Below are 23,325 nucleotides of genomic sequence, written 5' to 3' on the forward strand. Positions count from 1 at the left end.
ATGATTCTGCTTATAAGTGCCATCGGTTTCAGGGGATATCTCCAGAAAAAATAATAGATCACACTGCGTCTGTCACCCTTTCCGGAGAAACGCCATGAATAAGATGCAGCAACACAACGTCGCCCTGGTCGCGGGCGCCAGCGGCATTGTCGGCAGACAGCTGGTCAACACGCTCCTGCACCATCAGTGGGAGGTTATCGGCCTCAGTCGCCGCGAGGTAACCCATCCGGACGGCATTCCCGTGGTGAACGTCGATTTACTGGACGCGCAGGACACCGCGCGGGCGCTGCACGACCTGAACGGTGTCACCCACATCTTTTACAGCGCCTGGGCGAATGCGGCGAACTGGACGGACATGGTTGAGCCAAACGTCACCATGCTGCGTAATCTGGTCAGCACCCTCGAAAAAACGGCGCCTTTGCAGACGGTAAGCCTGATGCAGGGGTACAAAGTCTATGGTGCGCATCTGGGACCGTTTAAAACCCCGGCGCGGGAAAGCGATCCCGGCGTACCGGGTGCCGAATTTAACGCCGCGCAGCTCGCGTGGCTCAGCCAGTTTCAGCGGGGGAAACGCTGGCACTGGAATGCCATCAGGCCTGGCGTGGTGGGGAGCGCGGTACCGGGTAATGCCATGAACCTTGCGCTCAGCATCGCCCTGTACGCCTCCCTGTGCAGGGCGCTGGGGTTACCGCTGCGTTTTCCCGGTTCGGAACAGGCCTGGCACAGCATCGTTGACCATACCGACGCCGGGCTGCTGGCCGAGGCCACGGTGTGGGCCGCCGAGTCACCTGCGGCACAGAATCAGGCGTTCAACGTAAACAATGGCGATATCTGGCGCTGGAGCGAGCTGTGGCCGCGCATTGCACGCTGGTTTGAACTGGACTCTGCGCCGCCGGTGAGGCTGTCATTTCATCAGCTGTTTAACGGCTATCGCGGCGTATGGCGCGAGCTTGCCGAAGAGGGGCTGGCGGAAGCGGATATTCTGCAGCTGAGCGACGGGCGGTTTGCCGATTTTGTCTTTAGCTGGGATTACGACATGTTTGGTGACGGGAGCAAACTCCGGCGGTCGGGCTTCACGCAAATGCAGGCGACCGATGAGATGTTTTTCAGCCTGTTCGCGCGGCTGAGAGACGCGCGGATTATTCCCTGATGAGCCTGGGCGTCCTGGTGCAGGCCAGGACGCCGGGTGCTTACTCAACCGTTAACGCATTCACAACTTCGGCCACGCTTTTCACGCTGCGGATGTTCCCAATCCCCGTGCCGAGCGCGATATAGCCTTCATCGGTATTATCTTCAAGCATGCCCAGGCGCAGGCCCCGTAATCCTCCCATCGCCTTGCCCAGCGCGTCGTTGCTTGCGCCTGCTTTATCCATCGCCGCCAGTTTTTCCGCCAGCTTGCCGGGAAGCGCGCGGTAGTAATGGGGCACGGTGCGGAAAAGCAGCAAATCGAGGCCGTTGGCGGCAACGATTTTCTCTTTGACGCCCTGCGGCACGCGGCTTTCTTCCGTGCTGATAAACACCGAACCGGCAAACACGCCTTCCGCACCCAATGCATGGGCCGCTCTGGCGGTGCGGTTATCGGTAATGCCGCCCGCGGCCATCACCGGAATGTACTTCACGGCATCGGCAATCAGCGGCACGATGGAAAAGGTGCCAAGCACCGTTGCGGGTAACGTCCCACCCTCATCAAAACCGGTGGCGACGATAATGTCAGCCCCCATTTCTTCTGCGAGTCGGGTGTTCTCCGGCGTTGGGTTGATATCGCGGTAGATAATGGCGATACCCGCCTCTTTTAACTCGCGGAACAGCGCGGGAATAATGCTGCCTTCCCCGTAGCCCGTATACACCACGGCCCTGACGCCTTCGTCTTTCACCACCTGAAGAATAGGACCTGTCCAGACGTCATTAACGGCCGTGGGGATCAGGTTCACGCCAAAGGGTTTCTCGGTCAGCCGTTTGGTTTTACGAATTTCTTCACGCATTTTTTCGGCGGTCTCTTCCGGCGTGGAGACCGTGGTGTCGGCGGTTAAACCGGCATTGGGCCCCAGCACGCCGAGCCCTCCGGCATTGCTGACCGCAGCAACTAAACGGGCATCTGTGAGCCAGGATAACGGCCCCTGAATAACAGGTTTTTCGATCCCCAGGATCTGACAAATACGGTTATTTTTCATAGCAGACTCTCCCTTACGTTTGAATGGGGAAGAGTGTAGGGCGCAGGATTGTTAGGAAAAATAGCCAAAAACATTCATCACTGTTATAAATTTAATAACAATAATTTTATCGCGGCCCGCGACAAAAACATTCCTTATGCAAATAAACCTCTTTGAATCTATTCGAATTTTTATTGAAATTGTTGAGTCAGGCAGTCTTAGTCAGGCGGCGGAGAATCTGCAGGTCCATCGCCCGGCGGTCACCAAAGCGTTACAGCTTCTGGAGCAACACAGCGGCACGCGGCTACTGCAGCGCACAACGCGTCGGATTAGCCTGACCCCGGATGGGGAAGCCTTTTATCGCCGGAGCAAACCCCTGCTGGCGCAGGCGGACGAGTTACTGGAGTCGTTTGGTACAGGCCGGGCAATACACGGCCAGCTGCGTGTGGATATGCCGGTCTCTTTTGCCACGCTGCGGGTGATACCTAATCTGCCTGATTTTTATCGTCAGCATCCTGAGATCGACATCATTCTGAGCAGCTCTGACCGCCGTCGGGATATGCTGCGGGATGGCCTGGACTGCGTGCTGCGCGTGGGAGAGCTGGAGGACGGTGACTACATCGCGCGTAAAATCGGGAACATCAAAATCACGACCTGCGCCAGCCCGGCCTGGCTGGCAAAACACGGTACGCCAGAAACGCCGGATGATTTACGCAAACATCAGGCCATCAACTGGATTAATAACCGCAGCAGACAAATTCATCCGTGGACGTTTACCACGCCAGAAGGCATCGCGGAAATTACCCTGCCCGGTAAGCTTGTCGTGGATAACTCAGAGGCCTACATCGCGGCAGGCCTTGCCGGACTGGGGTTAATGCAGGGGATGAATCTCTTTCTCCAGCCTTACATAGACCGCGGTCTTCTGGTTGAAGTCCTGCCGGACTATCGTTCGCCGGACCGCAAGCTGTCACTGCTCTATCCACACCGTCATCTCTCCCGCAAGGTGCGGGTCTTTACCGAATGGCTGGAGAGTCTGGTGTGAAATCAGCCAGCTCGTGACACAGCGCGCCAATCTGTTCCACGGCGTTCAGCAGGCGGGGCGTGGGTTCGTTTGCGCAGTTCAGCCGCAGAAAGTGCGTTAACTCTGCGGCAGGTGAAAACAGGGGGCCAGGGCTGACGCCAATGCCCAGCGCCAGCGCGCGACGGTGCACCTCCAGCGCGTTGACCCGCTGAGGCAGTTCAACCCACAGCAGGAAACCGGCAGCGGGCACGTTAACGCGCGTACCGGGCGGAAAGCTCGCCTTGACCTGCGGCACGACGGCGCGAACGCCCTCTGCGATCCGACGCTTCAGCCGCCGCAGATGGCGATCGTAGTCGCCGCTCGCCAGAACGTCGCTCGTCGCCGCTTCCAGCAGCGGGGCGCCAGCCCATTCTCCGGCCATGCGGGCCTGTAAGACCTGCGGGGAGTAGCGTCCGGCGGCGATCCAGCCGATTCGCCATCCGGGCGCAAGCGTTTTGGACAGGGAACTGCAGTAGATCACATTCCCGCTCTGGTCGAACGCCTTGCAGGCCGGAGGGCGTTGCCCCTCGCCGACCAGGTCACCGTAAACATCGTCCTCAATTAAAGGAATTTCAGCCTCTTCAAGCAGGGCAACCAGTTCCTGCTTGCGCGCGACGGGCATGCTGGCACCCAAAGGATTTTGCACCGTGGGCGAGGCCAGAACGGCCGCGGGGCGGTGGCAGCGAATGGCGTCCGCCAGCGGTTCCAGCAGCAGGCCTTCCACAGGGTCGGTGGGGATCGCTAAAGCCTTAAGGCCTAAATCCTCCAGCAGCAGGAGCGTGCCAAAGTAGGCTGGCTGCTCAATCGCCACGACGTCACCCGGCTGGCACACGGCCCGAAGGGCCAGGCGCAGCGCCTGCGTCGCGCCTGCGGTAATAATGAGATCGTCCGCGCCGAACCGGGCTCCCCACTGGGCAGAGCGCGCGGCAATCTTGCTTCGCAAATCCCGCCTTCCCGGAGGCAGGCTGTAGCTCTGTCCATGCGCGTCCAGACGACGGCCCGCAGAGTGCAACGCCCGCTGCAGCGCATCTCCCGGCAGCCACGCGGGATCGGGCAGGGCTGCGCCCAGCGGGATCAGCCGGGCTTCTGCACTGCTGAACAGCGACCGGGCCACGGCGGACAGGGTGACGGGGACCGGGCCCGGCGTGGAACGCGCGGGCTCCGCGCACGGAGGCTGGCTGGTCTGACGGATGTAATAGCCTGAACGCGGGCGCGCAACGATCAGCCCTTCAGCCTCCAGGCAGCGAAGGGCCTCCAGCGCCGTCGGAAGGCTAACGCGCTCGCGTTCGGCCAGTTTGCGCGCGGAGATCATCCTGTCACCGGCGCGCAGCGCGCCGGACGTAATGGTAAGACGCAGCATATCCGCAATACGGCGATAGTGAGGAGAGGACTGGGACGGGGCAGACATGGGTAACTGTTCAGGCTAATTTTCGATAAAACTGACTATACAGCCAATGATGCGCGCCATCTATAGTGTCCGGCATGTTCAGGACAAGGAGGCATTATGCACAGCGATAATTTCAACATTTCCACCTATTTCAAACGCATAAACTACACCGGACCGGCGGGTGCCGATACGGCCACCCTGCATGCGCTGATGCGCCATCAGCTCTTTTCAGTCCCCTTTGAAAATCTGGACGTTCAGGCGGGCAAAATTGTCTCGCTGGCGCCAGACGATATCGCCGATAAGGTGTTAACGCAGGGGCGCGGCGGCTACTGCTATGAGGTAAACGGGCTTTTTGCCATGGCGCTGGAGGCGTTAGGGATCCCTTACCGCTTCGTGGCGGCGCGCCCGATGTTCTACCCCGCGCGGCGGCCGAAAACCCACATGGCGATCGTCGCTGAGGTAGATAGCCGACAGTGGCTTTGCGACCTCGGGTTCGGCAGCTACGGCATTCGTGCGCCGATGGCGCTGGATACGCTTGATGTGGATATCACGCAGGATTTCGACACGTTCCGACTGAGCCGCAGCGCGGAGGGTGAGTATCTGCTTGAGGCGAAGGTGGAGGGAGAGTGGGCCCGGCAGTACGGCTTTGATCTCACCCCTCAGGAATGGATTGACTTCGTTCCGGCCAACTACCTTAACTCCACGCACCCGGATGCCATCTTTGTGCAGAAGCGGGTGGTGGTGCAGCACAGCCCGGAGGGACGCCAGATTTTGCTGGGCGATATGCTGAAAACCATCACGGCGAACGGCACTGAAACGCGGCAGCTGGCGGAGGATGAAATCCGCCATGTCCTGAAAGACCGTTTTGCGCTGACCGCCGCGTAATCTGTCGGGGTACGAGGGGGCCTTAGCGCAGTCCGTCTTCTGCGGCGTTGCGGTGAGCTCCCCACTGTAACAGCAGGCTAAACGACGCGGGTAACACGGTCAGCGTCACCAGCGTCGCGACCAGCAGCCCGCCGATAATGGCATAGGCCATTGGCCCCCAGAAGACCTGATGAGAGATCGGGATCATGCCCAGAATGGCGGCGCAGGCGGTCAGGCAGATGGGTCTGGCCCGGTGCTCCGCAGCCGCCATAATTGCGGCATCGTTTGCCATCCCCTGAGCAAGATTGCTGTCAACCTCGCTAATCAGTATCACCGCGTTGCGTACGATCATCCCCGCCAGAGCGATGACGCCCAGCAGCGCGACAAACCCCATAGGCGTGCCGCCGGGCAGCATAGCCAGCACGATCCCCGGCAAGCCAAACGGGGCCATCAGGAGGGCCAGCAGCATCCGGGAATAACGCCGCAGCTGAAGCATCAGCAGCAACAGCATGATGACCAGCGTTACCGGAAGAACGGTAAAGACGGAGCTGTTCCCCTTATCCGATTCGGCAACCGCGCCGCCTTCTTCAATGCTGTAACCTGCGGGCAGGCTCGCGCGCAGCTTGTCGACCGCCGGACGCAGCGCCGCGGATACCGCTTCAGCCTTCAGCCCCGGAGCAAGGTCCGTTTGCACCGTGATGAAGGGCACGCGCTGCCGACGCCAGACGACCGGATCGTCCACGCCCCAGACCGGCGTCGCGACGGCGCTGAGCGGAATTTTTTTACCGTCATTCCCCTGAATCGTGAGCGAGGAGAGGGTGGCGGTGCTGTGACGTGCATCGTCCGTGGCCCGCAGCACCACGTCGACAAGGCGGTCGTTATCCCTGATGGAGGTGACAACGCTGCCGGACCAGACGGTGTTCAGCGTGCGGGCGAGGCTTTCTGACGATATTCCCGCCGCTCTGGCCGCCGTCTGATTCACCTTAAGGGTGATGACCCTCTCCGGCTCTCCGGCCGTCTGGTTAACGTCGCGTGAGAACGGAGACCGGCCAATCGCGCCCGTGAGACGGTTCGCAAACGCCCGAACCTGCAGATAGTCTGGCCCGCTCACCCGGTATTTAATGGGCCAGCCGACGGGCGGCCCCAGCTCAAGGGGCGACACGCGCGTGATGATGTCGCTAAACTGCGTCGCCAGGATCCTGTTGAGCTGCGCATGCAGACGATCCCGCGCCTCAAGATCCTTAGCCACCACGACCATCTGGGCGATATTTTCATTTTCCAGCAGCACGTCCATCGGCAGGTAAAAACGGATGGCGCCCGACCCGACGTACGTCGAATAGCGATCGATGTTGCCGTTGCCGGCCAGCGCCTTTTCCAGCTTTTCCACCTCTCTTAGCGTTTCCGACTGCGACGCGTTGGCCGGCAGCGTCAGGCTGACCAGCAGCTCGGGCCGGTCCGACGCGGGGAAAAACTCGCCCTGCATAAACGTCGTGCCGTACACGGACAGTCCGAGCGCGGAAAGGGCGAACAGCACGGTAGCGACCCGGTGACGCAGTGCCAGGCGTAAAAGCCGTCCGTATCCGCGCGCGATCCTTCCGGGTCCCGCCGCGTGATGTCTGACTTTTTCCGGCAGCAGCCACGTGCCCGTCAGCGGTGAAAACAGGATCGCGACGGCCCAGGAGCAGAGCAGGGCAATGAGCACCACCGCAAACAGGGAAAAACAGTATTCACCGGCGCTGGAGGCCGCAAAACCAACGGGAATAAAACCGGCAATCATTACCAGAGTACCGGTGAGCATCGGGAAGGCCGTCGTTTTGAACGCATGGGTGGCCGCGTGCCGACGGGAATCCCCCGCTTCCAGCCGGGAGACCATCGTTTCGACGGCGATCATAGCGTCATCCACCAGCAGGCCCAGCGCAATGATCAGCGCCCCGAGCGAGATACGCTGAAGGCCAATACCTGCGAGCATCATGCCGGCAAACGTCATGGCGAGCACCAGCGGGATGGCCGTCGCCACCACCAGCCCGGCCCGTAACCCCAGCGAGACAAATGAAACCGCCAGCACGATAACAACGGCTTCGATAAGCACCCGGATAAACCCGCTTACCGCGTCACTGACCACCGCTGACTGATCGGCGACTTTCACCATCTCGATACCGTGCGGCAGCCCGGCGCTGAGGGCCGCCATTCTGGCATTCAGCGCAGCGCCGAAACGCAGCATGTTGCCCGTTGGCGCCATCGACACCGCCAGCCCGATAGCCGGTTTGCCGTTTACCCGGTAAGCGGGGGCAGGCGGCTCGGCGATTTCCCGGGTGACGGTGGCAATGTCGGTCAGCGGAATATAGCGATTGTTCACGTGCAGCGTGACGGCGCGTAAGCTCTCTTCGGTCGTGAGCGCTCCGCTGACCTTGATCGCCATGTTCTCTTTTTCGGTACGCATCGTTCCTGCCGGGACAACGGCGTTTTGCGCCCGGAGGGCGTCGGCAATCTCCTGAATATCGAGCCCCATCCCGGCCAGGCGCGCCGGAGAAAAGGCGAGAACCCACTGCTCCTGCTGTTCGCCCAGCAGGGTGGTTTTGCCTATATCCGGCAGGGACATCAGCTCGCGCCGTATTGTCTCTGCGCGATCCCGCACCTCGCGCAGGGTGAAACCCTCAGGAATAAAGGCGTAAATTGTGCCGAACGTGTCGTCAAACTCGTCGTCCACGGCAGGGCCCTGCACCCCTGCAGGCAGGGACGGCGCGATGTCCTGCATTTTTTTGCGAACCTGATACCAGATATCCTGCACGCGTTGCGGGGGCGTATCGTCCCGGAGGTTGACGTGGATAACGGTGCGTCCGGCCCGGGTTTCACTTTCGAGATAGTCCAGCCAGGGCGTTTCCTGCAGCTTTTTTTCGAGCGTATCGGTGAGCAGGCGGGTGGTATCCGCCACGGAGGCTCCCGGCCACTGCGCGGAGACGACGGCCGTTTTGATGGTAAAAGCCGGATCTTCGTTACGCGGCAGCTTCTCATAGCAGAACACCCCCATCGCAATCACCAGCAGCATGAAAAAGCTGACCATCTGCTGGTTCTTCAGCGCCCAGGCGGAGAGGTTAAATTTGGCTTCCGGTCCTGTGTTCATGGCTGAACCTCTCCGGCAACCACCGGCTCGCCGGTGCGCAATGTGCTCACGCCCGCCGTAATCACCCGATCGCCGGGCTCAAGGCCGGAGGCAATCATGACGGAGGAGGCCGTATAGCTCGCGGGCACCACCGCGCGCAGCTGCGCCCGCGACTGCGGGGTAATCACAAAAACGGCCGGTTTGTCGCCAATGCGGGTCAGCGCGGACGCGGGAAGGGTGTACCCGTGCGGGGCTGACGATGGCAACGTGACGGTCACGCTGGCACCCAGCGCCATGACCGTCGGCGGGTTTTGCAGGGTGGCTCTGACGCGCCAGGTGCGGGTCTGAGGATCGGCCTGCGGGGTGATATCCCGCAGCGCGGCAGACGCCTGTACCGACGGGTCGCTGAGCAGGGAAACCCGCAACTCCGCCTTATCCAGAGGCGGGATCGCATCCGGAGTGGCAATATCAAACGCCACGTCGCGGGCTTCACCCGTTGCCAGCGTCAGCACGGACTGACCGTCGCTGACAACCTGCCCCGCAGAAGCGTTCACGGCCGTGATGACGCCCGCCTGCGGCGCGATCAGGCGCGTCCAGCCGAGGCTTTCGCGGGCATTTCGCCACGCGGCCTCGCTGCTTTTTAAGCGAGCGCGGGCGACAAGCCAGTCCGCACGGGCGCTGTCGAGCTGCGTGCGGGCTATCGCGCCCGTTGGCATGAGCTTTTGCATTCGGCTGACGTTAAGCGCGGCGACCTGCGCCGAGGCTTTAGCACCTTCATAGTCGGCCGCCGCGCTGTCGAGCTGGTTTTGCCCGGTCGTGTTGTCAAGCGTGGCCAGCAGCTGTCCGGCAGTGACACGGTCGCCAATATCAACGCTGCGCGTCAGTATCCGGCCCCCGGTCCGAAAGCTCAGGGTCGTTTCATCGTGGGCATGGATCTCACCGGTTCTTTCCAGCGCGGGAAGGATCTGGGCGGCCCCGACGACGACGTAGCGTACCGCTCGCGCAGGATCGGGCCTATTTTCGTGTTTATCACCGCAGCCGGTCAGCGGAAAAATCGTCAGCGCAAGCAGGGCCAGGGGAAGAAAATGCAGCCAGGAAAGGGTGCGCGCCACGCCGTACAAATGATGCAGGCAGTGGCGGAGGGAGAGAAAAAATTCGTCTGACATAACGCCGCTCCATAAAGGGAATGGCGTTATTAAATGCGCGCTACGTCGAGAAAGATTCGATGTTCTGTCAAGGCTTTATCAAGAGTGGAAATTTTCATTACCGGACGGATGCCAGGGCAATAAAATGCGCACGGCGAGGCCGCCGGTTTCCGGTAATGACGCGCTAATTTCACCCCCATGCGCCTCGCAAATCGCCCGGCGATGGATAAACCGAGGCCGCTGCCACCGGAATGCCGCGCGCGGGACTGCTCCTCGCGGCTAAAGCGTTTAAACATTTCCGGTAAGAACTGGGGCGAGACGCCCGGCCCGTCATCGCTAAATTCGAGGGTGTAGTGCCCGCTGGCGTAGTGCAGCGCCACCTCAAGGTGGCCGCCATCGCGCCCGTAACGTAGCGCATTTTCCATGAGGATCGTAACGACCTGTCCAAGACGGAACGCATCGCCTCTGAAGGGGCTGGTGCGCGGGTTGCGAAGCGTTATCCGGAAATGATGCGCGTCAGCCTGGGGCATGATCCAGGCAGCCCGCTCCTGAATCAGCTCATCCAGACAAAACGGCTGGTCCTCCAGCACGAGGTTACCCGCGTCGGCAAGCGAGAGAAGGTGAAGCTCATCGGTGAGGCGGTTGAGGTGCTGGAGCTGTTTCATCACCATGCCGAGCTGCGCCGGGCTGGCGTCAAACACGCCGTCTAACATGCCCTGCAGACGCCCGATGGCGGCCGTCAGGGGCGAGCGCAGCTCGTGCGCCATCGCGACGTGCGAGGCGCGGAGCTCTTTTTCATAGCGGGCGAGTTGCCCCGTCATGGAGTTAAAGTCGGTTGCAAAGCTGACCATTTCAGCCGGCGCATCCTCGATCAGTTCCGCCTGGCGGCCAAACTGCCCGTCGGCGACATCCTTTGCCGCATCGCGAAGGCGGCTGAACTGCAGCGCCAGCGGCCGGGCGTGTTTGAGCCCCATCACCACGATAAACGGGATCATCACCAGCACCAGCAGGGCCACCGTGGCCCAGTCGGCTGAGGCGATAGACGGCGTGGAATAGCTCAGGCCCCACCAGGTGTCCACAATCGAGTGGAAGCGGGCCGGATTGGCCTGCGGGTTCTGGCTGAGCGTCAGAAACTCCTGGCGGACCGCCGCTGGCATTTTGCCCATTATCCAGTAGTTCTGAACCGCATAGCGCAGCCACATGCAGGTGGCAATGACGATCACGCTGCCGATAGCCAGCGCCAGGATGCGCGCGCAAATCCAGCGCCACAGAGAGGAGTGCTGATTTTTAATCATGGCTGTCTGAACCTGTAACCCACGCCGCGAACGTTGATCAGCACGCCGGAGATCCCCGCCGCTTCGAGTTTTTTACGCAGGTTATAAATATGGGTGTCTACCACGCGCTCCAGCGCCTCGCTTTCCGGCAGACAGTGCTCCAGTAAATACTGGCGGGAGAACGGGTGCACCGGAGAACGCAGCAGCGTTGCCAGAAGCGAGAATTCCGTTGGCGTAAGATCGAGCATCACGGGCGCGTCGCCGCCGTTATCCACGCTCGCCACAATGGCGGCCACGTCCACCTCGAGCGTTTGCCAGCGAAGGATCGCTTCGTCCGTCTCTTTTTTACTGCTGCGCCGCAGCACCGCCTGCACCCGAGCCACCACTTCCCCCGGATGATAAGGCTTCACAACGTAATCATCGGCACCGTACCGCAGGGCACCAATGCGGTCGGGGGTATCCCCCATGGCCGTGACCATGATCACCGGCACATCGCTTTTACGACGCAGGCCAGCCAGCACCTCGGTGCCGTTAAGCCCCGGCAGCATCACGTCCAGCAGGATGAGGTCGGGCTTCCACCGCTGCGCCATATCCAGCCCGGAATGACCGTCTCCGGTAATGGTCACGTCGTAATTTTCCCGCCGTAAATAGGCCTCGAGCACGCCAGCCGCATCGGCGTCATCTTCAATAATCAGCACTCTTCTGGACAACATCCGTTCACCTTGACAATTTCTTAACACTATCCCGACGATTCATTGATTCAGCCAAATCATACTGCGCCAACGTTGTGTGGCCGCCCCCGTATCAGGAGGCGCCAGCGTCCGTATGGAGAGCAGTATGATAGCGATAAAAAAAGTCCTGTATATGTCCGTCCCGCTTCTGATGGCCGTGAGTTCTGGCGCGCAGGCGGATGATGGTGCCGCGTCCGATTCCTTAACCGTCGGGCTGGGGGGACAGTATGCCCCACGTTACTCAGGCTCAGACAAGCAGGTGTGGCAGGTGGTTCCGGTGCTGCAGGGTCGTAAAGGCGCTTTCTTTATTGATGCGCAAAAAGGGGGGGGATATGACCTGCAAAACGACACCGGCTGGTATTTCGAACACACGCTGGGCTACGACTTCGGAAGGGCTGATAAAAATTCTGGCTGGCGTGAGGGCGCAAACAATCTGAAAGGGATGGGAGACATTGATGCCACCCTGAATACCGGCCTTGCCGTCGGCTGGCAGGCGGCGCCATGGCTGAGTATGGAAGGCAAAGCGACGCTGCCGTTAACGGACAGCCAGGGGGGAAGCTATCAGGCTTCCGTTACGCTAATCCCGGTACAAAATAATCAGGACACGGTCGCCTTTCAGTCTGCGGCCCTGTTTGGCGACAGCCGTTATCTGAATACCTGGTATGGGGTCAGCGAGCAGCAGAGCCGCCGCACCGGCTATCGCCGCTATGCTGCGCCGGGTGGATTCTATGGCGTCGACACCAGCCTGACCTGGAGCCATCAGTTCGATGCCCACTGGGGAACGGTTCTGAGCGCGGACTATACCTGGCTTGGCGATCGTGCGAATAACAGCCCGATCGTGATGCGGCGCAATGAGGGAGCTGCAACCGCCGCTATCACCTGGACATTTTAAGTTCGAGGAGCACGAGTGGACGAGAGGATTATTTCTTCTTGTCCATCATCGCTTTTAAATCGGCAAACGGGTTAAACGTGGCGACGCCCACGTCTTTTTGCGCGTCTTCCCCTGCAACAACGGTGGTGCCGTACTGATCCGCCTCGGTGTATTTAGAATGCTCGTGATCGTGGCAAAACAGGCACAACAGCTCCCAGTTGCTGCCATCTTCCGGGTTGTTGGTATGGTCGTGATCGATATGGTGCACCGTGAGTTCGCGCAGATTGGAATAGACAAACTCGCGCGAGCAGCGTCCACACACCCATGGATAGATTTTTAATGCTTTTTCGCGATAGCCGCTTTCCAGCCGCGCGTAGTTTTTGGGGATCAAAGCCATTGCCGGTTTTACCTGCCATGAAAAGAGGGGGAAGATTATATCGCATTATGGAGCGGAATGACGAACCCCGCTATTCAGTCAATTTATTTGATGCTTTCCGTTAAATAAACGGCATTTATTCTTACCGGGTAATGCGTAAAGTGTATAGGACGCAAAGCATTATCAGGACACATGGTTATGAAAAAGATCGGGTTTTTATCCTTTGGTCACTGGACGCCTTCTCCGCAGTCCGGCACGCGCTCGGCGGCAGACACGCTGCTGCAGTCCATTGATTTAGCCGTGGCGGCTGAAGAGCTGGGGGCAGACGGCGCCTATTTCCGCGTGCACCACTTTGCCCGACAGCTTAGCTCGCCGTTCCCTCTGCTGGCGGCCATTGGCGCAAAAACGAAAACCATCGAAATCGGTACCGGCGTAATTGATATGCGCTATGAGAATCCGATGTACATGGCCGAAGACGCGGGCGCGGCGGATCTGATTTCCGGCGGTCGTTTGCAGCTTGGCATCAGCCGCGGCTCGCCGGAGCAGGTCATTGATGGCTGGCGTCATTTCGGCTATGTCCCGCAGGAAGGGGAAGACGAATCGGATATGGCGCGCCGTCATACTGAGGTGCTGCTTGAGGTGCTGCGCGGTGAAGGGTTTGCCAAACCCAATCCGCAGCCTATGTTCCCGAATCCGCCGGGGCTGCTGCGTCTGGAGCCGTATTCTGAAGGGCTGCGCGAGCGTATCTGGTGGGGTGCCGGTTCCAATGCGACGGCCGTATGGGCCGCAAAGCTGGGAATGAACCTGCAAAGTTCAACCCTGAAGGACGATGAGACCGGCGAGCCGTTCCATATTCAGCAGGCAAAACAGATCCGCGCGTACCGTCAGGCCTGGAAAGAGGCAGGGCATACGCGCCAGCCGCGGGTGTCGGTCAGCCGCAGCATTTTTGCGCTAATGGACGACCGCGACCGGATGTATTTCGGTGCCAGCCGCAACGACAGCGATAGCGTGGGCTACCTTGATGAGAAAACGCGTGCGATCTTCGGACGCAGCTATGCGGCGGAGCCGGATAAGCTGATTGAACAGCTGAAAAAGGATGACGCGATTGCCGAAGCCGATACGTTATTACTGACCGTGCCGAACCAGCTCGGTGTGGATTACAATGCGCACGTGATTGAATCCATTCTCAAACACGTCGCACCGGCAATGGGCTGGCGCGAGTAGTCGACGCGCAGAGATAGCGCGTGGCGTGATTCTCAATCTGTAACTATCCGGGCGCTTATCGCGAAGACAGGAGGGGCAGTACGTCCCTCCTGTCAGCGCTATTTATGGCTCATATCGCTCAGCAGCACGGCGATAGTTTGCCCGCCCGCCGTCTGTTCCAGGCCAATCTTGACGATAATGGTCAGCGGGACGGAGAGCAGCATCCCAACGGGGCCGAGCAGCCAGCCCCAGAAAATCAGGGACAAAAAGACCACCAGCGTGGAGAGTCCCAACCCCCGACCCATCATGCGTGGCTCAAGAATATTACCGAACACCAGGTTGATGACCAGGTATCCGGCCAGCAGGATCAGCGCGTCATAAAGCCCGCTGAAAACCAGCACCTGAAGGATAGGGGGGATCGCCGCCAGCACGGAGCCGATGTTGGGAATGTAGTTAAGCGCAAACGCCAGTAACCCCCAGACAAACGCAAAGCGAACGTCCAGCGCCAGAAGCATCCCCCAGACAACACCGCCCGTGACCAGGCTAATCGCCGTTTTCAGCACCAGATAGCGGGAGACGCTGTCCAGCGCGCGTTGAATCGCTCCCATTCCTTCAACCGGACGGACCATCATCTGCTGCAGCTTTGCCGGCAGCTGCGGCACCTCCAGCAGCATGAACACCACCGTTAAAAACAGCAGGAAAATGGAGGTCATGGCATTGGAAAGCTGCGCCAGCAGGCTGGTAACGATCGTCATGGCCGCGTTGGGGTCGATATATTTCAGGAGTTCCTCAACCGAGACTTCGATACCCGCGCGCTGCAGCCAGGGTTCCAGCTGCAGCAGCGGTATCGCCAGCGAAGAGCGGTACTTCGGCAGCGTTCGCGCCAGTTCATTGAGCGAGGTCCCCAGATACGCCACCAGCAAGACCATCGCCACAATGACGATGCTGATAAGCAGCGTAATCGCCAGCACGCGCGGGATGCGTAGCCGCGTCATGCGCTGCACCAGCGGGTTAAGGATCACCGCAACAAACAGGGCCAGAATAAAGGGCACAATAATGTCGGCGGCAAAACGAACGCCCGTCAGTACGATCACCAGCATGCCCAGCATGATGACAATTTTTAACCCGTTCAGGGTAATAATGGGTTTAGCCATGGTGACTCCGAAATTTTCTTTATATTTATAATAAAGGCGAAAGGCGTTGCAATAAACTAACCAAAATCAAACGGGATGGGTAAAGAATTGCAAAGACTTTGAGTAAAATCCTGGCTTATGGTACAAATCTGGTGTGTTTAACTACCGAGGACAATTTTCATCCGCAAAGACGAGAAGCAACAACGCGGATAATTGTAATTTTATGGACAATATGTTCAGGACGTACTCTTCAAACAATACCGCTGTATACTCCACTTCTTTCTGCCTGCTTTCTGGTGAGCAACACTGGCGCACCGCACTATAGTCATTTCTTCTGCCTGAGCTGGCGCAACGCGCTTAGCTGTCTGATTTCAATTCGTATTTTTTGGGTTTGCTGCACGCAGCGGGCCACGATGGATTATATTCTCAAGCAGGAGAAAAACATGTTTTACTGGATCCTATTAGCGCTGGCTATCATCGCTGAAATTACCGGCACGCTGTCTATGAAATGGGCAAGCGTCAGCGATGGCAACACCGGTTTTATTTTGATGCTGGTGATGATTTCGCTTTCTTATATTTTCCTCTCGTTTGCGGTGAAAAAAATTGCGCTGGGCGTCGCGTATGCACTGTGGGAAGGGATCGGTATTTTGTTGATTACGCTGTTCAGCGTGCTGATATTTGACGAAACATTAACAACAATGAAGGTCGCCGGATTAACGACGCTGGTCGCGGGTATTGTGCTGATTAAATCGGGTACCCGTAAGCCTGGCAAACAGCAGAAGGAGCAGAACCATGCAGCAGTTTGAGTGGGTTCATGCGGCCTGGCTCGGTCTCGCCATCGTACTGGAGATCCTGGCGAACGTTCTGCTGAAATTCTCGGATGGTTTTCGCCGTAAACTGTACGGCCTGATGTCGATTGCCGCGGTTCTGGGGGCGTTCAGCGCCCTGTCCCAGGCGGTAAAAGGGATCGATCTGTCGGTGGCCTATGCGCTGTGGGGCGGTTTTGGTATCGCCGCCACGCTGGCCGCAGGCTGGGTGCTCTTCGGCCAGCGCTTAAACAACAAGGGCTGGATGGGGCTCATCTTGCTGCTTGCCGGCATGATCATGATAAAACTCGCCTGACAGACCTCTCGCCATGATTTACAGGCAGCGAAATTCGCTGCCTGTATTACGCTTAGAAAAGCAAAACATGAAGAGGATGGCTGATGTATCGCACATTAAGCTGGCGCAATATTCCCAATGCGAGAACGTTGTTTGCCCTGGTCTTCATGGCGGGCATCGGCTTAATCATCTCCATCGTCGCACTGCTCTATCTATCCCTGCATCTTATCAGCACCAAAACCAATGAAATTGATGAACACCGCACGGCGCTTTCCGTGCAGGGGTCTATTCAGACCTCGGTTAACCGCGTCTCCTCTCTGGTGCTTGATAACGCCGTCTGGGACGATGCGGTGCGGGAGGCCTACCGTCCCACGCTCGATACCGACTGGCTGTACAACACCTGGGGTACTGGCTTTAAAATCAATAATCTCTATGACGGCACCTTCGTGCTGGATGAGCATTTCAACGTCCTCTGGGGATCGTTTCAAAGCCGGCCCTTTAACGAAAAAAACCTCGACTTCTTTGGTAAAGGCCTCAAAGCGCTTATTGACCAGCACGGGCGCGAGCTTGCGGGCGAAAAAAATATCTATGCCGGGATCAGCCAGACGCGCACCGGCGTGGCCTTTGTCGGCATTGGGCTGATTCGCCCGATGGTCGGCAGCTTACAGGTCAAGGACGGAACGCGCCGCTATCTGGTGATTACCCGCCATCTGAACGCCAGAATATTATCCGACCTGGGCGGCACCTTTCAGATCGATAACCTCCATTTTACCCCAGGCAAAATCAACGATCGCAGTATGCCGCTGCACAGTGCGGCAGGGGAGTTAGTCGGATATCTGAACTGGCAGGCGCGGCTCCCGGGCGCACAGGCCGCCCGGGCGGCATCGTCTGATATCAGGCAGATTGTGGTGCTGGTGTCGGGGCTGATTCTGCTCTTCATTCTGGTGAGCAGCGTGGGGCTGTACAAACTCGCGCGCGGCGAAAGCCAGGCGCGTCTGGTTGCAAGAACGGACTGGCTAAGCCATCTGCCGAATCGACGCGCGCTTATCGAGACGCTTGATCGGGTGCGTTTACGCGGCGATACCGACGTCAAAAGCGTAGTGTTTATCGATCTGGACGGTTTTAAAGATGTGAATGACATCTACGGCCACAGCGTGGGGGACGACCTCATCGTGGCGATAGCGAAAACGCTGAATGAACGCGTGCCGCCGGGTGGGATGCTGGCGCGCATGGGCGGGGATGAGTTTGCCATGACCATCGGCGGTGATGATGCAGAGGCGCAGGCTACCGCCTTTGCCGTTTCCGTGCTGGATTTTCTCACCACCCCGGTTCAGCTGGGGGAACGCACCATCCATATTGGTGCCAGCATCGGCATCGCCAGCGGAACTCTGACGGAATGCAACAGTTCCGAACTGTTTCGCCGTGCCGATATTGCCATGTATCACGCCAAAATGAGCGGGAAAGGGCGTATTACCCACTACGACGCAGAGCTGAACAGCGTCCGGGAACGCAAGCTGGCGATTGAAAATCAGATCCGCAGAGGCCTGGAGCGCGATGAGTTTGAGGTCTGGTATCAGCCGATCGTTGACGCCCGCAGTCAGACAATGAGCAGCGTCGAAGCGCTGGTCCGCTGGCCACGTCGCCCGGAGGGGCCGCTGGGTCCGGATACCTTTATCGCCATTGCGGAGACCAGCGGTCTGATTTACAAGCTGGGTCAGTTCGTGTTGCAGCGGGCCTGTGAGGATCTGCAGCCGTACGGTGAATTAAAGCTCTCCGTGAATATCTCCCCCGCGCAATTTCGCGATCCTGCCTTCGAAGAAAAAGTGGCCAGCGTGCTGGAGAGCACCCGTTTCCCGGCCAACCGGCTGCAGCTTGAGGTTACGGAGTCTTATGTACTGGAAAATCCGGAGCGAGCCCGCATGGCGATAGCGAATCTTAAAGCGCTGGGTACGGCGGTGGCGCTGGATGACTTTGGCACCGGCTATTCCAGCATTGGCTATTTGCGGCGTTTTAACTTCGATACCATCAAGATCGATAAATCCCTGGCCGGGCTGGTGGATAACGATGAACAGGCGGCCGCGCTGGTGAGCGGTACGGTGCGGATCGCCAATGCGCTGGGCATGGCGGTGGTGGCAGAAGGGGTGGAAACCGAGAAGCAAATGAAACTGCTGCGGCTGGCTGGCTGCGATCAACTCCAGGGATTTTGGTTCAGCCAGCCGATGCCAATTGAGTCAATCAAAGCGTTACGTAAGGTCAGACGCTGCTGATTTACTGCTGCGCCAGCGCTTCCAGCTGGTCGCGGAAACCGGTAACGGACAAGGCGCGGTTATCGGCGCGCCACCGGTCTTTTGCCGCCGGCGCAGAGCTCTGGACACCAATCAACTGCCAGCCATTGTCGGTTTTCAGCATCAGCGGCGAACCACTGTCACCCGGCAACGTATCGCACTGATGCGAAAGCACGCTGGTTTGCGCCCAGCCCGTCACAATACAGTCGCTGTGCGTATAAAGCGTATCCAGATGATCGACAGGATAGCCTGACTGCGTCACCTTTCGGTCGGCGGCTTTCAGCGCGGCGGTGAGGGCGGCCTTGTCGCCGTCAAATAACGGCAGCGGCGTAATGCCCGAAGGCGGGTAGCGTAAAACGATCAGGCCAAAGTCCCATGAGGCGGCCGCCGGTGGCACTATCCAGCCGTCGCCATCCGGCTTCAGGCGTTTGCCGAGAGACGGATCGACCCGTCCCTCAATGCCGTGGATTTCATAGCGCCAGGTCCCTTTTTGCGACACAAACCGCAAGGCAACCGCTTTATCCGGCTTGCCGTTTGGCGGCGTTAACAGGCAGTGGCCTGCCGTCAGGGCAAGCTGCGGGGTGATCAGCGTCGCGGTGCATAAGTTACCGCTGGCGGTTTCCAGTTGACCTATAGCATCCCAGGGGGCCTGGGTGGGATCGGCGACGCGCGTACGATCGTCATGACCGAAAAAAAGCGTCTTTAGCTCTTTCGCGCTAATGGTGTCATCACCGCCATCATCCGCATGTGAGAATCCAGAAAAAAGACCAAACGTTCCCAGTAACAACACAACAGATTTACGCATATCACACTCTGGTGGGGGTAATTATGATTATTAAAAGTGAACCCTATGAAAATACTATAGACGGGACAGCGCTAAAGTGGGAGTAAAATCAGCGTGCTACAATCAGGAAAGATAAAAATGGCTGGCGATGAGCGCGCATAAAATAAGCAGGATCAGAATCAGCTCAAACCGATAGCGTCGCAGCATACGCCCTCCGGAAATAAAAAAACGGCGCGGAACCTGTTCCGGTTCAGCGCCGGTTTACCAACGTGCCCCGAAGGGCACGGTTAAGCTTGTACTCTTACGCAGCTGGCTGTGCAGCTGGTTTAGCAGCTTCGTGTTTTACTGCTTTTTTGTGATGCTTTTTAGCAGCCTGAGCTTTCTGTTCTACAGCCGGTTTGGTCGCTTTTTTGTGGTGCTTTTTAGCAGCCTGAGCTTTCTGTTCTACAGCCGGTTTAGCGGCTTTCTTGTGGTGCTTTTTGGCAGCCTGAGCTTTCTGCTCGGTTGGTGCTGCGGTTGCTGGCGCAGCGGCTTCTTTTTTCACTGCAGCTTTGTGATGTTTCTTATGGTGAACCGCTTTTGCTGGCGCAGCGGTGGTGGTTGCAGCAGGCGCGGCAGCCGGTGCAGCAGTTGCGGTAGTGTCAGCAGCAAATGCAGCAGAAGACAGACCCATAGCAGCGGCAACAACCAGAGCTAATACTTTATTCATTCTCATACCCTCGAATTTGGTTTTTTCATTTAACCCCACTGCGGGGCCGTTGAAATAACTATATCCCTGTAAATTCGAGGTTTCCGTGAGTGATTGGTATCGGCGTGTAACCATATGTACATTGCCGGGGTTCTGCACGGACGACCCCCTCTCCCTTGAGGGAGAGGGCTGAGGTGAGGGGGAACATACGGTTCTTTTACTGGAGCTCCCTCACCCCGGCCAAACAGATTACAAATAGCGCGAGGTCAGATGTTCGCGGAAGTAACGGATATTCAGATCTTCGCCCGTCGCCTGGGTGATTAATTGCGACGTGCTGAAGCGGCTGCCGTGCTGCCAGATGTTCTGACGCAGCCACTCAAAGAGTGCGGAAAAATCGCCCTCAGCGATGGAGGCCTGCAGACCCGGCAGTGCGGTTCGGGCGGCATGGAACAGCTGCGCGGCGTACATAGCGCCAAGCGTGTATGACGGGAAGTAACCAAAACCGCCGTCGGTCCAGTGGATATCCTGCATACAGCCGTTGCGGTAGTTGTCTTTGGTGGATAATCCGAGCCAGGCCTGCATTTTCTCGTCCCACAGGGCGGGAATATCGTCCACCTCGATCTCGCCGTTGATCAGCGCACGCTCAATCTCATAGCGCAGCACCACGTGTGCCGGGTAGCTCACTTCGTCCGCATCGACGCGGATATAGCCAGGCTTCACGCGCTGGTTCCAGGCAATGAAGTTCTCTTCGCTGAATGCCGCCTGGCTGCCAAAGCGGGCGTGTACCGCAGGGAGAAGATGCCTGAGGAAGGCTTCACTGCGCCCCAGCTGCATTTCAAAGAACAGGCTCTGTGACTCATGGATCGCGGTTGAGCGCGCCAGCGCAACCGGCTGTCCTGCCCACGCGCGCGGCAGGTTTTGTTCGTAGCGGGCGTGTCCGGTTTCGTGGATCACGCCAAACAGCGCGCTGAGCAGCTCATCTTCGTCATAGCGCGTGGTGATGCGCACGTCTTCCGGGACGCCGCCGCAGAACGGGTGCGCGCTCACGTCCAGGCGACCGCCGTTAAAATCGAAGCCAAGCATCTTCATGGCTTCCAGGCCCAGCTCACGCTGTGTTGCCGTCGGGAAGGGGCCTTGCGGCGGAATAAACGACCGTTGAGCCTGTTTTTCGACCACGTTTGCCAGCAGGTCCGGGAGCCAGGACTTCATATCGCCGAACAGAACGTCCAGACGCGCGCTGGTCATGTCGGGTTCAAAAATGTCCAGCAGCGCGTCGTACGGCGTACAGCCTTTGGCTTCGGCCCGCAGGCGAGCCTCTTCGCGGCTGAGTTTGACCACCTCTTTCAGGTTGGCGGAAAAACCCTGCCAGTCGTTGGCGGGACGCTGAGTACGCCAGGCGTGTTCACACTTGCTGCCCGCCAGGGATTTCGCTTCCACCAGCGATTCCGGCAGCAGAGTGGCCTGCTGGTAGTGGCGCGTCATTTCGCGCAGGTTGGCCTGTTCGACATCATTCAGATCTTCACCTGCCGCCGCCGCTAACAGGTCGCCGACTTTTTTATCGGTCAGGATCTGATGTTGCAGGACGCTCATCTCCGCGAGTGCTTCACCGCGCGCGGCGCTGCCGCCCGGCGGCATCATCGTGAACATGTCCCAGCTGGCGATGGAGGAGAGGTGGGAGAAGCGGGAGAGACGCTGGAAGGTGCGGGTGAGTTGTTGGTAGTTATTGTTTTTCATGAAGTCCTCGTGTCTGAATCAGCCGATGACAAAAATTAGCATCGGCTTGATTTAAACACGAAGGCGCTGGAATGTTAATGCAGACGTTTATGCAAACTGGTGCCCACCAGCAGCGCCGCGCACAGCATCAGCGCGATAAACCCGCCCACCCCGTTCCAGCCGTAGTTATGCCAGAACACGCCGCCGAGGGTTCCGGCGATGCTGGAACCCAGGTAATAGCTAAACAGATACAGCGATGATGCCTGTCCTTTGGCGCGACGCGCGCGCGGGCCAATCCAGCTGCTGGCGACCGAGTGGGCGGCGAAGAACCCGGCGGAGAAGAGCAGCATCCCGGCAAAGATGAACCACAGCGAGGATAATAGCGTCAGCAGCAGGCCGAGTAACATCACGCCCGTGAATACCAGCAGTACCGGCCCGCGTCCATAGCGTGCGGTCATCGCCCCGGCTTTCGGCGAGCTCCACGTGCCGGTGAGATAGGCCACAGAAAGCAAACCGACAACGGCCTGATTCAGATGCCACGGGGAGAGCATCAGGCGGTAGCCTATATAGTTAAACAGCGTGACGAAGGCACCCATCAGCAGGAATCCCATCAGAAACAGGCGCGGAAGCCCTTTGTCGCGCCAGTGCAGGCGGAAGTTGATAAACAGCGTTTTCGGGCGCAGCGATGTCGGGCGGAAATGACGCGATTCCGGTAGAATTTTCCAGAACATCAGCGCTGATGCCAGCGCAAAACACCCGATTACCGCCAGCGCAATACGCCAGTTAAAGAAGTCCGTAAACACCCCGCTCAGCAGGCGGCCGCTCATTCCGCCAATCGAGTTCCCGCTGATGTAAAGCCCCATAGAGAAAGCAACAAAGCTCGGGTGGATCTCCTCGCTGAGGTAGGTCATCCCGACCGCCGCCACGCCGCTGAGCGAGAGCCCAATCAGCGCGCGCATCACCAGAATACCGTGCCAGCTGGTCATCATGGTCGAGAGTAACGTACAGACCGACGCCAGCATCAGCGCGGTTACCATCACCGGTTTACGGCCAATGGCGTCGGACAGGGGCCCGGTAAAGAGCAGGCCAATCGCCAGCATGCCGGTAGAAACAGAGAGCGAAACGCTGCTGCTGGCAGGCGATACGCCAAACTCATGAGAGAGAACGGGCAGGATCGGCTGAACGCAATAGAGCAGGGCGAAGGTGGCCAGACCGGCGGAAAAAAGCGCCAGCGTGACGCGCATAAATTGGGGGGTACCACGTTTAATGAACTGGACCGGCTGCGGTGCTGCGGGTAAATCATTGATATCTCTTGCCGGATCGATATCAATAGTCGTTGTACGGCTCACACTGTTTCCTTGCTTAAACATCCCCGTGATTTCTGGTGACGGGTATGACCATCTGTTCAGGGTAGGAAAATGTAAATATTCTGTCTAATATATTAATAATCTCAAATGATA

General features: G+C 58.5%; 21 protein-coding genes and 1 pseudogene. 9 read left to right on the forward strand and 13 right to left on the reverse strand.

Annotation, left to right across the window (positions count from 1 at the left end; translation table 11 throughout):
• Nucleotides 1–94 precede the first annotated feature (94 nt).
• A complete protein-coding gene (locus ACZ6J2_RS01245) occupies nucleotides 95–1,150 on the forward strand; it encodes an SDR family oxidoreductase (protein WP_471724551.1) in 1,056 nt (351 codons plus the stop codon).
• Between the two features lie 40 nt (nucleotides 1,151–1,190).
• On the opposite strand, the gene ACZ6J2_RS01250 is transcribed toward ACZ6J2_RS01245, so the two are convergent.
• A complete protein-coding gene (locus ACZ6J2_RS01250) occupies nucleotides 1,191–2,171 on the reverse strand; it encodes an NAD(P)H-dependent flavin oxidoreductase (RefSeq protein WP_471724552.1) in 981 nt (326 codons plus the stop codon).
• Between the two features lie 136 nt (nucleotides 2,172–2,307).
• On the opposite strand from ACZ6J2_RS01250, the gene ACZ6J2_RS01255 reads away from it, so the two are divergent.
• Complete coding sequence (locus tag ACZ6J2_RS01255) at nucleotides 2,308–3,192, forward strand: LysR family transcriptional regulator (RefSeq protein ID WP_471724553.1); 885 nt, start codon at nucleotides 2,308–2,310, stop codon at nucleotides 3,190–3,192.
• Here ACZ6J2_RS01255 and ACZ6J2_RS01260 read toward each other — a convergent pair.
• The gene (locus tag ACZ6J2_RS01260) at nucleotides 3,164–4,618 is read right to left on the reverse strand and encodes an aminotransferase-like domain-containing protein (protein WP_471724554.1); all 1,455 of its coding nucleotides are present in this window, start codon (nucleotides 4,616–4,618) and stop codon (nucleotides 3,164–3,166) included. The two genes, ACZ6J2_RS01255 and ACZ6J2_RS01260, sit on opposite strands and share 29 nt — an antisense overlap.
• A 96-nt stretch (nucleotides 4,619–4,714) precedes the next feature.
• On the opposite strand from ACZ6J2_RS01260, the gene ACZ6J2_RS01265 reads away from it, so the two are divergent.
• Complete coding sequence (locus ACZ6J2_RS01265; RefSeq protein ID WP_471724555.1) at nucleotides 4,715–5,482, forward strand: arylamine N-acetyltransferase family protein; 768 nt, start codon at nucleotides 4,715–4,717, stop codon at nucleotides 5,480–5,482.
• A gap of 22 nt (nucleotides 5,483–5,504) precedes the next feature.
• Here the strand turns inward: ACZ6J2_RS01265 and ACZ6J2_RS01270 are convergent, their stop codons facing one another.
• From ACZ6J2_RS01270 to ACZ6J2_RS01285, 4 genes and pseudogenes are all read right to left on the reverse strand, one after another.
• A complete protein-coding gene (locus ACZ6J2_RS01270) occupies nucleotides 5,505–8,582 on the reverse strand; it encodes an efflux RND transporter permease subunit (protein ID WP_471724556.1) in 3,078 nt (1,025 codons plus the stop codon).
• Entirely contained in the window at nucleotides 8,579–9,727 is a 1,149-nt protein-coding gene (locus ACZ6J2_RS01275) for an efflux RND transporter periplasmic adaptor subunit (RefSeq protein ID WP_471724557.1), read from the reverse strand. Before ACZ6J2_RS01275 ends, ACZ6J2_RS01270 begins: the two co-directional genes overlap by 4 nt.
• Before the next feature lie 78 nt (nucleotides 9,728–9,805).
• A pseudogene (locus ACZ6J2_RS01280) lies at nucleotides 9,806–11,001 on the reverse strand (sensor histidine kinase).
• Nucleotides 10,998–11,693 carry a response regulator gene (locus ACZ6J2_RS01285; RefSeq protein ID WP_471724558.1) on the reverse strand — a complete coding sequence of 232 codons (696 nt, stop codon included), beginning with the start codon at nucleotides 11,691–11,693 and terminating at the stop codon, nucleotides 10,998–11,000. The pseudogene ACZ6J2_RS01280 and the gene ACZ6J2_RS01285 overlap by 4 nt, the downstream one beginning before the upstream one ends.
• A 124-nt stretch (nucleotides 11,694–11,817) precedes the next feature.
• Between ACZ6J2_RS01285 and ACZ6J2_RS01290 the strand changes: the two genes are divergently transcribed.
• Nucleotides 11,818–12,603 (forward strand): MipA/OmpV family protein, encoded by a 786-nt coding sequence (locus ACZ6J2_RS01290; RefSeq protein ID WP_471724559.1) that lies wholly within the window; start codon nucleotides 11,818–11,820, stop codon nucleotides 12,601–12,603.
• A gap of 28 nt (nucleotides 12,604–12,631) precedes the next feature.
• Here ACZ6J2_RS01290 and yajD read toward each other — a convergent pair whose 3' ends face one another.
• Nucleotides 12,632–12,979: an HNH nuclease YajD gene (yajD, locus tag ACZ6J2_RS01295; RefSeq protein ID WP_003857471.1), complete on the reverse strand. Its 348-nt coding sequence runs from the start codon at nucleotides 12,977–12,979 to the stop codon at nucleotides 12,632–12,634.
• Between the two features lie 177 nt (nucleotides 12,980–13,156).
• Here yajD and ACZ6J2_RS01300 point away from each other — a divergent pair, with 177 nt between their 5' ends.
• Nucleotides 13,157–14,182, forward strand: coding sequence for an LLM class flavin-dependent oxidoreductase (locus ACZ6J2_RS01300; protein WP_032657621.1), 1,026 nt, complete (start codon nucleotides 13,157–13,159; stop codon nucleotides 14,180–14,182).
• 98 nt (nucleotides 14,183–14,280) lie between these two features.
• Here ACZ6J2_RS01300 and ACZ6J2_RS01305 read toward each other — a convergent pair whose 3' ends face one another.
• The gene (locus ACZ6J2_RS01305; protein ID WP_471724560.1) at nucleotides 14,281–15,315 is read right to left on the reverse strand and encodes an AI-2E family transporter; all 1,035 of its coding nucleotides are present in this window, start codon (nucleotides 15,313–15,315) and stop codon (nucleotides 14,281–14,283) included.
• Nucleotides 15,316–15,448: 133 nt separating this feature from the next.
• Between ACZ6J2_RS01305 and ACZ6J2_RS01310 the strand changes: the two genes are divergently transcribed.
• From ACZ6J2_RS01310 to ACZ6J2_RS01325, 4 genes are all read left to right on the forward strand, one after another.
• On the forward strand, nucleotides 15,449–15,619 hold the full coding sequence (locus ACZ6J2_RS01310) for a protein YdgV (protein WP_085930315.1): 171 nt from the start codon (nucleotides 15,449–15,451) through the stop codon (nucleotides 15,617–15,619).
• Nucleotides 15,620–15,737: 118 nt separating this feature from the next.
• Nucleotides 15,738–16,100, forward strand: a complete 363-nt coding sequence (mdtJ, locus tag ACZ6J2_RS01315) for a multidrug/spermidine efflux SMR transporter subunit MdtJ (RefSeq protein ID WP_471724561.1) — start codon at nucleotides 15,738–15,740, stop codon at nucleotides 16,098–16,100.
• A complete protein-coding gene (mdtI, locus tag ACZ6J2_RS01320; RefSeq protein ID WP_024909144.1) occupies nucleotides 16,087–16,416 on the forward strand; it encodes a multidrug/spermidine efflux SMR transporter subunit MdtI in 330 nt (109 codons plus the stop codon). Before mdtJ ends, mdtI begins: the two co-directional genes overlap by 14 nt.
• An 83-nt stretch (nucleotides 16,417–16,499) precedes the next feature.
• Nucleotides 16,500–18,662 carry a bifunctional diguanylate cyclase/phosphodiesterase gene (locus tag ACZ6J2_RS01325; protein ID WP_471724562.1) on the forward strand — a complete coding sequence of 721 codons (2,163 nt, stop codon included), beginning with the start codon at nucleotides 16,500–16,502 and terminating at the stop codon, nucleotides 18,660–18,662.
• 1 nt (nucleotide 18,663) lies between these two features.
• Here ACZ6J2_RS01325 and ACZ6J2_RS01330 read toward each other — a convergent pair whose 3' ends face one another.
• The 5 genes from ACZ6J2_RS01330 to ACZ6J2_RS01350 all read right to left on the reverse strand — a co-directional run bounded on the left by ACZ6J2_RS01330 (nucleotide 18,664) and on the right by ACZ6J2_RS01350 (nucleotide 23,214).
• A complete protein-coding gene (locus ACZ6J2_RS01330; protein WP_033145374.1) occupies nucleotides 18,664–19,485 on the reverse strand; it encodes a trypsin-like serine peptidase in 822 nt (273 codons plus the stop codon).
• Between the two features lie 102 nt (nucleotides 19,486–19,587).
• On the reverse strand, nucleotides 19,588–19,671 hold the full coding sequence (gene ydgU / locus ACZ6J2_RS01335; RefSeq protein ID WP_021241182.1) for a small membrane protein YdgU: 84 nt from the start codon (nucleotides 19,669–19,671) through the stop codon (nucleotides 19,588–19,590).
• A 94-nt stretch (nucleotides 19,672–19,765) separates the two neighbouring features.
• Nucleotides 19,766–20,173 (reverse strand): acid resistance repetitive basic protein Asr, encoded by a 408-nt coding sequence (gene asr / locus ACZ6J2_RS01340; RefSeq protein WP_045888858.1) that lies wholly within the window; start codon nucleotides 20,171–20,173, stop codon nucleotides 19,766–19,768.
• 228 nt (nucleotides 20,174–20,401) lie between these two features.
• A complete protein-coding gene (locus tag ACZ6J2_RS01345; protein WP_047061701.1) occupies nucleotides 20,402–21,886 on the reverse strand; it encodes a carboxypeptidase M32 in 1,485 nt (494 codons plus the stop codon).
• Nucleotides 21,887–21,960: 74 nt separating this feature from the next.
• A complete protein-coding gene (locus ACZ6J2_RS01350; protein ID WP_232938179.1) occupies nucleotides 21,961–23,214 on the reverse strand; it encodes an MFS transporter in 1,254 nt (417 codons plus the stop codon).
• Between the last annotated feature and the right edge of the window lie 111 nt (nucleotides 23,215–23,325).

The sequence above is a fragment of the Enterobacter sp. E14S genome (assembly GCF_055666685.1).